Raw genomic sequence first — 8,534 nt, forward strand, 5'->3', positions numbered from 1 at the left:
GTTTCTGCTCTGAAGCGCGACAGGGGACCTCCGAAGCGGTCAGAAGGGCCACACCAGCGGCACGACGATCACCGTCACGGCCAGCGTCCACGCCAGGACGACCAGTCCGAGCCGCCAGAAGTCCCCGAACCGGTAGCCTCCCGGTGCGTAGACCATGAGGCTGACGCCGTTCGCGAAGGGAGTGAGGAAGGACGCGCTCGCACCCATCGCCACCGCGAGCATCATCGGCAGAGCAGACACCCCTAGTTCGGTGGCGGTCGCGAGGCCGATGGGGATCATCACGAGGGCGGCGGAGGTGTTGGAGATGAACTGGCTCACGAGCGCGCTGACCAAGAAGAGTCCGGCCAACACGACGTAGGGGCCGCCTCCGCCGAGGAGGCCGACCACCTGATCGCCGATCAGAGCGGCGGCCCCGCTGGTCATCATCGCGATCGCGGGCGGGATCATGGCACCGATGAGAATGGGTGTGTTCCAGTCGATCCGGTGGTACAGATCGGGCAGCCGAACGACGCGGAAGACGACCATGAGCGCTGCGCAGAGTACCGCGGCGATCGCGGCAGGGACGAGATTGAGGGCGAGCAGCACGACGAGGAGCGCCAGGATGCCGAGCGCGGCCGGCGCGCTGCGGCCGAGGGCCACCGTCTGCCGCTTCACGAGGTCAGGCGAGTCGACCACGAGCACCTGTGGGTCGGCTAGGTACGTGTCGAGCGCGTCCCAGTCGCCGTGCAGGAGGAGGTGGTCGCCGGCTTCGACGGCGATAGGGGTCTCGCGCACGTCTTCGCCACCGCGCTGCACGGCGAGGATCTGCAGTCCGCCGCCTTCCGTCGTCATGCCGGGGAACAGGGAACTGCCGATGAGCGCTGAGCGGGGCGGGATGATGACCTCCGCCAGTCCCGCGTCCCGGCCGAGCAGGAAGTCGGAGACCGGGCCAGCATCGGCGGCCGCCAGGATGCCGAGGTGGAGATCGGCGGCCAGCCGTCCGATCTCGGGTGCGTCCCCGCGAACGAGCACCAGATCGCCGGACGCGAGTCTGTCGCCCGCTGGCGGCGACGCGCCGTCCTCTGCGCGGAAGCCCACGAGCTGGAGCCCTGGGTACCGGGCCAGATCGAGTGCGGCAGGCTCCGCATCCACCAGCGGAGAGGATGCTCGGAGCCTCAACCGGTGCAGCCCGTCTTCGAGACGGTACTGCTCGACCAGGGTGACGGCGTGACGGCTGAGGTCGGCGGGGATCGAGAGGCTGTGCCGCTTCGGCAGGAGGAACCTGCCCAGGAGTACCGTGATGACGATCGTGCCGGCCAGTTGGGGGAGGCCGAGCAGCGCCCATTCGAAGAACCCGATGTGCCCGACACCGGCTTCTTCCGCCTGAGTTGCGGCGATGACGTTGACCGGGCTCCCGAGAAGGGTGAGCTTCGCGCCCGTCAGGCAAGCGAACGCAAGCGGGATCATCAGCCGCGAGGTCAGCGTGCCGGTGCGCACCGCCACCAGGACCGCGACGGGGAGCATGGCAGCGACCGCACCGTTCATTCCGATGAGCCCGCTGAAGACGGCGGCGACGACCATGATTGCGACAAGGCGTGCCGTCGCATTGCCGCCGGTGTGGCGCAGCAGCAGTTGACCGGCCCAGACGCCCACGCCGGCGTTCTCGAGGCCGACCGCGATCGCGAGAAGCGCGACGATCAGGATGACGACCGGGTCGCCGAAGCCGCTCAGGGTCTCGGGGACCGTGATGACGCCGGTGAAGCACAGCACCAGCGATGCGCCTACGGCGACGACGGCGGCCGGGAACCGGTTCCAGATGAAGAACGCCATCGCCAGCAAGATCACGGCGAGGGTGATCACGATGTGGGGTGTCATCGCGGACGTGTCCTTCTCGGATCCGGCGGTTGTCGTCAGTATCCGAGGGCGAGACCGTCGCCGCGCGGGTCGGCGCCCGCCTCGTAGAAGCCGCGCTCACGATCTACGAGAATCGCCTGCGCGTGCCCCAGGTTGTCGTTCCAGTCCGTGACCAACTGCACGGGCTGGCCGCGGCGTTTCAGCTCGCGAGCGACCTCATCCGAGATGCGCCCCTCCAGCGACAGGTTGCGCGAGGGTGTTCCCCATGTCCGGCCCATCAGCCAGCGCGGCGCCTCGATCGCCTGTTGCACGTCGAAGCCGAAGTCGAGGATCCGGGTGACGATCGCTGCCTGGGACTGCGGTTGCCCCTCCCCACCCATCGAGCCGAAGGCAAGATACGGTTCTCCGTCTTTCTGCAGTAGCGCGGGGACGAGGGTGTGGAACGTGCGCTTCCCCGGCTCCAGCTTGTTGGGGTGCGCCTCGTCGAGCGAGAAGAAGGCTCCGCGGTTCTGGACGATGATCCCGGTGTCGCCCGCCACCACACCGCTGCCGAAGTCGTGATAGATCGACTGGATGAGCGAGACGACCAGGCCGTCCTCATCCGCAGTGGAGAACGAGCAGGTGTCGCCCGACGGCGCCACGCGGTCGTGCTTGCGGGGAAACGGTATACCCGGAGGGACCGTCGCGATGTCGAGCGCCCGCTCGGGATCGATGAGCGTTCTCCGCTCGTCTGCGTAGTCCTTCGCGATCATCCGGTCGATCGGGAGGTCGATGAAGCGCGGGTCGGTCAGCCATTCGTCCCTGTCCGCGAAAGCGACCTTCACGATCTCCGCCATGTGGTGGTAGTAGTCTGCGGTGCCTTCCCCCCACATGCCCACGTCGAAGCCCTCGAGGAGATTGAAGATCTGCAGCGCGGTGAAGCCTTGCGTGCTGGGCGGCAGCTCCACTACCTCGTAGCCACGGTATGAGGTCGTGATCGGCGTCACCCATTCGGCGCTGTAGGCCGAGAAGTCGCTGGGCGCCAGCGGAGAGCCGTCGGGGCGGAGTGCTTCGCAAATGCGTTCTGCCAGCGCGCCGTCGTAGAAGCCCGCTCGGGCGCCCTGCTGGGCGATGGCCTCGAGGGAGACGGCGAGGTCGACCTGGCGCAGCCTGTCGCCGTCGCGCGGGACCCGGCCATCGGGCAGGTAGATACGGGCCGTCGCTTCGGTGCGGGCGAGGATCGCCTCGTCCTGCACCAGCCAGTCGGCCAGAGATCTGGTCACCGGCACTCCCTCGCGCGCCAAGCGGATGGCGTCATCGAACAAAGTGACCCAGTCGAGGCGTCCGTAGCGTTCGTGGGCGAGACGCCAGCCGTCGATCGCGCCGGGCACTGTCAATGCGGCGGTGGCGCCGCGCGCCGCGATGATGCCGTCCGTGCTCAGGTCGCGGTAGCGGTCGAGAGTCGCCTCCGACGACGCCGGGCCGCTTGCATCAATGGCGGTGACCGTGTGCGACGGCTCGGCGATCAGCCAGAACCCGTCTCCGCCGAGTCCCGCCATATGCGGGTACGCGACGCAGAGCACCGCGTTGGCGGCGATGGCCGCGTCGACGGCGCTGCCGCCCCGGCGTAGCGCGTCTAGCCCAGCGGAGCTCGCGAGGTAGTGGGGCGTCGTGACGACGCCGCGCGGAGCACGGAAGGGCGGCCTTCCGGTGCGCGGCCCGTTGGGGTTGCTCATGAGGCACTCTCCTCTCGGCCGGTCAGGAGACCCGGTCGTCGAATTCCAGCCCGACGTCACGTGGGGCGTCGGCGGCATGGTTCATGAAGCGGGTGATCACGGGGAGCACGCCGCCGGCGACGAATGCGGCGAAGCCTAGCCACCACAGCGGCGTGATCCCGTTGATCGCGCCGACGCTGATGATCGGGAAGGCTGCGATCAGGAGGATCATCGCCACTATCTCGATAACGAGTTTCCTGTCCATGTCTGTCTCCTCAGGTCAGCAGGATCAGCAGCACGGTCGAGATGCCCGTCAGGACGGCGACCACCACCGTCCACCAGATGGTCAGACGGAGCACGGAGCCCTCCTGCCCCTTGATGCCGGCGATGCTGGTGCCGAGCACAATGTTGGCCGGGGCGATCGCATTTCCGTAGGCGCTGCCCGCGGACTGCGCGGCGATGATCGTCTCCGCGCTCAGTCCGTGCAAGTGTGCGACGTCGCTCTGCACCCCGGCGAAGAGAACGTTGGAGGCGGTGCTGCTGGAGGTCATGAACGCCCCGAGCGCCCCGATGAGGTTCGCGATCGCTGCGTACACCAGGGGCGGCGAGACGGCGGCAATGCCGAAGGCGATGGTGAGGGACTGCCCGCTGTGGTCGAGGATCCGGCTGGTCACCAGGAAGGCGATGACCGGAACGGATGCTGGGACCGCGTCGACCAGGAGGGCGGAGCCGATCCGTTCGGGGGTCTGGCGCACCGCCCAGGCGCGATAGTAGCCGCGCGCCCGGTAGACGACCCAAACCACGATGGCGGTGACGAGCAGCATGGTCCCGGGATGCGTGAACACCGTGATCGGGGCGTAGCTGGCTGTCGCGGCGTTGTGCACGCCGTACCCGGTGTCCACCTCCGGGAAGGGCAGGCCGACGCGGAACTGTCGAAGGACGTCGTTCAGCGGCGTGATCAGCAGCACGCTCAGGGTCACTATCGGCAGGATGATGTATGGCAGGAACGACATCAGGAGGCTCATCACCGGTTTACCGTTGTCGTTTTCCTCGTCGGCGGGCCGGTCGACCATCGCTGGACGCACCGGGATGTTGCGGACCGGGTTGCCGAAGCGCCGCCACCGCGACAGCGGGTACAGCGCGATGAGCGCGAGGGTCGCCGCGAGGAACGTGGAAAGCTCGGGGCTGAACAGCGTCGCGAGCATCTGCCCGACGCCGAGGATCGTACCGAGGATCAGCACGACCGGCCAGGCGTGCCGGATAGCAGCCCAGCGTCCGTAGAACCAGACGACAAGGAACCCGCCGAGGTAGGTGGGGATCAAGATGAGCAGCCCGGCTTGGAATGCGGTCTTCACCAGATCATCGAGATCGGCGACCTGGATGGTGGCGAGCCAGCCGACGCCCAGCGTGCCGAAGAAGCGCGCCCACGCGTGGGCGAGCACGCCCATCGCGACCGCATACACCGGCTTTACCCCGATGGCGATGAGCAGCGGGACGACCACAGCGACGGGCGCGCCGAATCCCGCTATCCCTTGAAGGAACGAGGCGAAGACCCACGAAAGCGCCAGGATGATGAACAGTTCGTTGCGGCTGAACCGTGCGATCCCGCGGCGGAGAGCATCGTAGGCTCCCGCCTGCTTGGTCACTTGGTAGAGCAGGAGTGCCGGCCAGATGACGTACAGAATGAACACCGCATCCCAGACGCCCTTGGCGGAGGCGATGGCCAGTGTTTTCCACGGCGTCGCAAAAGCGAAGACAGCGATCAACGCCGCGAGGAACATCGCGATCGGCGCCGCCTCCGGTGCGCGCCAACGCAGAGGGACCAACAGCACCAGCAGCGCCACAATCGGCAGCACCGCGAGAATCCAGTGAAGCAAATCGGTCGGAAGCTGCGTCGTGTCCATACGCCCCCTCAGCGCTGCCCGCACGATGCGGGGTTCCCGCGCCTTCCCGGGTCACGGAAACAAAGGGCATCTTTCACCTGGTGTAGCTAGCCGCGCAAGCCCCGATTTCCGATACGCCCCCGACGCGCGGAGCACTAGTTGCGATTGCTCTCGGCGTACAGGGTTTCCTCTAATCGCGGACCGCGACCGCAACCTTTGGGCCTCAGTGACTGACGACCTCACTGATGGTGGATGCAGAACTGGTGACGAACGTCCTATGGAGTACCGGGTTGTTCGCGATCCACGCGTTTCCGGCGGTGATCGCCGTGCCGCTGTCGACAGTCAGAGGCATGAACGCCAGCAGACGGGCGGTCGCCGTGCTGTAGACGCCGAGACCGTCCACATCGTTGCGCGTTTCGTGGACGTACAGCGATCGGGCCAGCGGGTCGAGAGCCAGCCCGGCTTTGCCGGGTGAGACCGTTGGGAAAGGGTGGGTCACCGTATTCGTCGCTGCGTTGACGACGTAGATCGCGCCGCACCAGCTCATATAGATTGTGTTCGTCCAGGGCGAGGCGACAGTCGTGGTCGGACCCGTACCGGGCAGGACGTCGCACCCGGGGAGTCCTGGCACACGCAGCGTTCGGACGACTCGCAGCGAGTTGTCGATCGCGAAGATGGTTCCAGCGACACTGACATACGCCCGTCCGTTGGCCGCGTTGAAAGCGATGGTGGGAACGGCGTCGATGGGCGCATCGTCGGCGACGACCGGAAGAGCGGCCCTGTCGTGGACTCCCGTCACCAGATTCAGTTTGTCGATGGCGTTGCTCGAGGTCGGGTCGTATCCTTCGACTCCCCAGAGAACGTTGTGGACGGGATCGAGCGCGAACCCCGTCCACATCGTGAGTGAGTCGTGCCAGCCTGTGGCCGGGTTCTCGGGCGCGGGCGCCGCGACGGTGTACTGCTTCACGACGGTGTTCGTCCGCATGTTCACAGCCACGACGTACGAACACGAGAGTCCCGAGTAGGTCTGGTTCGTGTTGATGAAGGAGTCTGTGACCAACGCGAGCAGGGTGCGCGTCAGCGGGTTGACCGTGAGCGCGATCACCTTCGACGGTGTATGCGGTGCTGGCGTCTCTTCGTCAGGCGGCACGTTCGATGGTGCGTCGTAGCTCTCGCCGACCCGAACAGTGGCGCGTAGCCGTCCCGTGGGGCCGAGTACGGCGATCGTGGCACCGGCCGCTCCGTCCTGCTGGCCTACGTACAGATCGCCGGTCAGCGCGTCCACGGCGATCGCTTGCGGATCGGCCTGTTTGTTCGCCAGCTCGATGGTGGCGACCGAGTAGCGGACCCCGGCATCGGCTGCACCAGTCGCCGCGAGGACGAACGCGGCCGTCGCGAGAAGGGCCAGGGGTACGGCGACTCGCTTCTTCATGGGGCAACTCCCGTCCGCATGGTTCAGGTACGAACTGTGCTCCAGATAATGAGAATTTGTCAAGTAACAGCCCGTGCTCTTGACCGTGGCGGTTACTTGCTGGGACGGAACCGCACCGCCGTCACTCCCGACCGGAGGTCCTGGCGATCCACGAGATCGAGCTGGATGCGCTCCCGCAGGCCGGCGAGCAGGGTCGGGCCGTGTCCGGCGAGGACCGGGTGCACGACGAACACGTATTCGTCGATCAGTCCCAGGTCCGCCAGCGCCAACGGAAGCGTCACCCCGCCGACATACAGGCCCTCGCCGGGCTCCTGTTTGAGTCGTTCGACGGCTTGGCCCACGTCACCTCGAAGCAGCTCGGCATTCCAGTCGACACCGCTGAGCGTGCTCGAGACGACGTACTTGTGCGCCCCGTCGATGGCCTCCGCGAACGGGACCTGCGACGCGTCCATCCACTCCGGCCATGCACCGGAGGCCGGTCGTCGCCAGGCCGACTCCATCATCCCGTAGGTGACCCGGCCGAAGATCAGCGCATCGGGCCGCTCCATCTCGGTGGTCCAGAACCGCATCGACTCCGCGTCGGGGGCGAGCCCCGCCTCATGATGGACGCAGCCGTCGAGCGTGACGTTGATGGCGTAGCGGAGCGGTCTCATCGCGTTCTCTCCCTCGGTCTACGCGGAGCGTTCTCCCCGGACCGTACTACGATTTCGGCATGACCAACTCAGCTCCGATCGAAGACGTCCCGATCGGCAGCGAGGGCATCCGCCTCGGGCAGTTCCTGAAGTTCGCCGGCCTCCTCGACTCGGGCGGGAACGTGAAAGAGGCCATCATCGACGGCTACGTCACCGTGAACGGCGAGGTCGACCGTCGCCGCGGACGGCAGCTGCAGCACGGCGACGTCGTCGAGTTCGAAGGGCGCAGAGTCCGCGTCTCTCCGTGAGGGGCGACGCTAATCGTCCCCTCCCGCGGTGAACACGTAGGCCTCCTGAGCGAGGGCCTCCCACAGGCCGGGAGCGGTGTCCGTCACCACCAGCCACTGCCGCATCGGGCTCTTCTTACCCGCCCGGAAAGGCTCCCCGGTGGAGGCGGCGATGAGCTCGTCCACCCGCTGGGCCGGCAGTTTTACGACGAACCGCTCGCCGCTGGAGACCATGCAGAACACCGACCCGTTCACGCGGAGGGCTTCCGATCCGAACCGACGTGGGCCGTTCGCCGCGGGCGGCGTGACGCCGGGGCGGCCGACGAAGGCCGCCACGATGTCATCGAACCGTTCGTTCACAGTCGCCATGGTTCACGGTAGCGCGGGTCGCGACGGGGTGGTCAGGTCAGGTCGGAACCGTCCGAGCGGCCCGCGACTCTGAGCGTCGCAGTGGCCGCGTCGAGTCCTGACCACGGCCCGGTCACGACTACCTCGGCGATGCCGGAAGTCCGCATGATCACGTCCTCGCCGGCGAGGAGGGAGGCCAGCGCTTCCATCCCAGGGTTGTGGCCGACCAGGATCACCGTTCGCACCTCCTCCGGGACATCCCGCACGATATCGAGCAGGCGGTCGGCGGAGGCGGCGTACACGCGGTCGTCGAATCGTGCGGGGGGCGCGTCGGGAACCTCGGCAGACACGAGCTCCCACGTTTCGCGTGCCCGCCGCGCGGGCGACACGATCGCCAGGTCGATCTGTCCGGCGCGACCCGCCAG

General features: G+C 67.2%; 9 protein-coding genes. 1 reads left to right on the forward strand and 8 read right to left on the reverse strand.

Annotated features, from left to right (window positions below):
* Positions 1–39 precede the first annotated feature (39 nt).
* The 6 genes from AC0HS0_RS01570 to AC0HS0_RS01595 all read right to left on the reverse strand — a co-directional run bounded on the left by AC0HS0_RS01570 (position 40) and on the right by AC0HS0_RS01595 (position 7,495).
* Entirely contained in the window at positions 40–1,854 is a 1,815-nt protein-coding gene (locus AC0HS0_RS01570; RefSeq protein ID WP_472961174.1) for an SLC13 family permease, read from the reverse strand.
* 35 nt (positions 1,855–1,889) lie between these two features.
* Positions 1,890–3,548 carry a gamma-glutamyltransferase gene (gene ggt, locus AC0HS0_RS01575; protein WP_472961176.1) on the reverse strand — a complete coding sequence of 553 codons (1,659 nt, stop codon included), beginning with the start codon at positions 3,546–3,548 and terminating at the stop codon, positions 1,890–1,892.
* Between the two features lie 22 nt (positions 3,549–3,570).
* Positions 3,571–3,792, reverse strand: coding sequence for a hypothetical protein (locus AC0HS0_RS01580; RefSeq protein ID WP_472961178.1), 222 nt, complete (start codon positions 3,790–3,792; stop codon positions 3,571–3,573).
* A 10-nt stretch (positions 3,793–3,802) separates the two neighbouring features.
* The gene (locus tag AC0HS0_RS01585) at positions 3,803–5,431 is read right to left on the reverse strand and encodes an L-lactate permease (protein WP_472961180.1); all 1,629 of its coding nucleotides are present in this window, start codon (positions 5,429–5,431) and stop codon (positions 3,803–3,805) included.
* 202 nt (positions 5,432–5,633) lie between these two features.
* Positions 5,634–6,842, reverse strand: coding sequence for a YncE family protein (locus AC0HS0_RS01590; RefSeq protein ID WP_472961182.1), 1,209 nt, complete (start codon positions 6,840–6,842; stop codon positions 5,634–5,636).
* A gap of 92 nt (positions 6,843–6,934) precedes the next feature.
* Positions 6,935–7,495, reverse strand: a complete 561-nt coding sequence (locus AC0HS0_RS01595) for a dihydrofolate reductase family protein (RefSeq protein ID WP_472961183.1) — start codon at positions 7,493–7,495, stop codon at positions 6,935–6,937.
* A 59-nt stretch (positions 7,496–7,554) separates the two neighbouring features.
* On the opposite strand from AC0HS0_RS01595, the gene AC0HS0_RS01600 reads away from it, so the two are divergent.
* The gene (locus tag AC0HS0_RS01600) at positions 7,555–7,782 is read left to right on the forward strand and encodes an RNA-binding S4 domain-containing protein (RefSeq protein ID WP_472961185.1); all 228 of its coding nucleotides are present in this window, start codon (positions 7,555–7,557) and stop codon (positions 7,780–7,782) included.
* A gap of 9 nt (positions 7,783–7,791) precedes the next feature.
* Here the strand turns inward: AC0HS0_RS01600 and AC0HS0_RS01605 are convergent, their stop codons facing one another.
* Positions 7,792–8,130 (reverse strand): hypothetical protein, encoded by a 339-nt coding sequence (locus AC0HS0_RS01605; protein ID WP_472961186.1) that lies wholly within the window; start codon positions 8,128–8,130, stop codon positions 7,792–7,794.
* 32 nt (positions 8,131–8,162) lie between these two features.
* On the reverse strand, positions 8,163–8,534 hold a 372-nt coding region (locus AC0HS0_RS01610; protein ID WP_472961187.1), incomplete at its 5' end, for a SixA phosphatase family protein.

It is taken from the genome of Leifsonia sp. PARNA 1/14 (assembly GCF_055720965.1).

Bases quoted from the DNA above. Each gene is read 5' to 3' on its own strand.
- AC0HS0_RS01570 (WP_472961174.1), bottom strand. From the start codon at position 1,854: ATGACACCCCACATCGTGATCACCCTCGCCGTGATCTTGCTGGCGATG.
- ggt (WP_472961176.1), bottom strand. From the start codon at position 3,548: ATGAGCAACCCCAACGGGCCGCGCACCGGAAGGCCGCCCTTCCGTGCT.
- AC0HS0_RS01580 (WP_472961178.1), bottom strand. From the start codon at position 3,792: ATGGACAGGAAACTCGTTATCGAGATAGTGGCGATGATCCTCCTGATC.
- AC0HS0_RS01585 (WP_472961180.1), bottom strand. From the start codon at position 5,431: ATGGACACGACGCAGCTTCCGACCGATTTGCTTCACTGGATTCTCGCG.
- AC0HS0_RS01590 (WP_472961182.1), bottom strand. From the start codon at position 6,842: ATGAAGAAGCGAGTCGCCGTACCCCTGGCCCTTCTCGCGACGGCCGCG.
- AC0HS0_RS01595 (WP_472961183.1), bottom strand. From the start codon at position 7,495: ATGAGACCGCTCCGCTACGCCATCAACGTCACGCTCGACGGCTGCGTC.
- AC0HS0_RS01600 (WP_472961185.1), top strand. From the start codon at position 7,555: ATGACCAACTCAGCTCCGATCGAAGACGTCCCGATCGGCAGCGAGGGC.
- AC0HS0_RS01605 (WP_472961186.1), bottom strand. From the start codon at position 8,130: ATGGCGACTGTGAACGAACGGTTCGATGACATCGTGGCGGCCTTCGTC.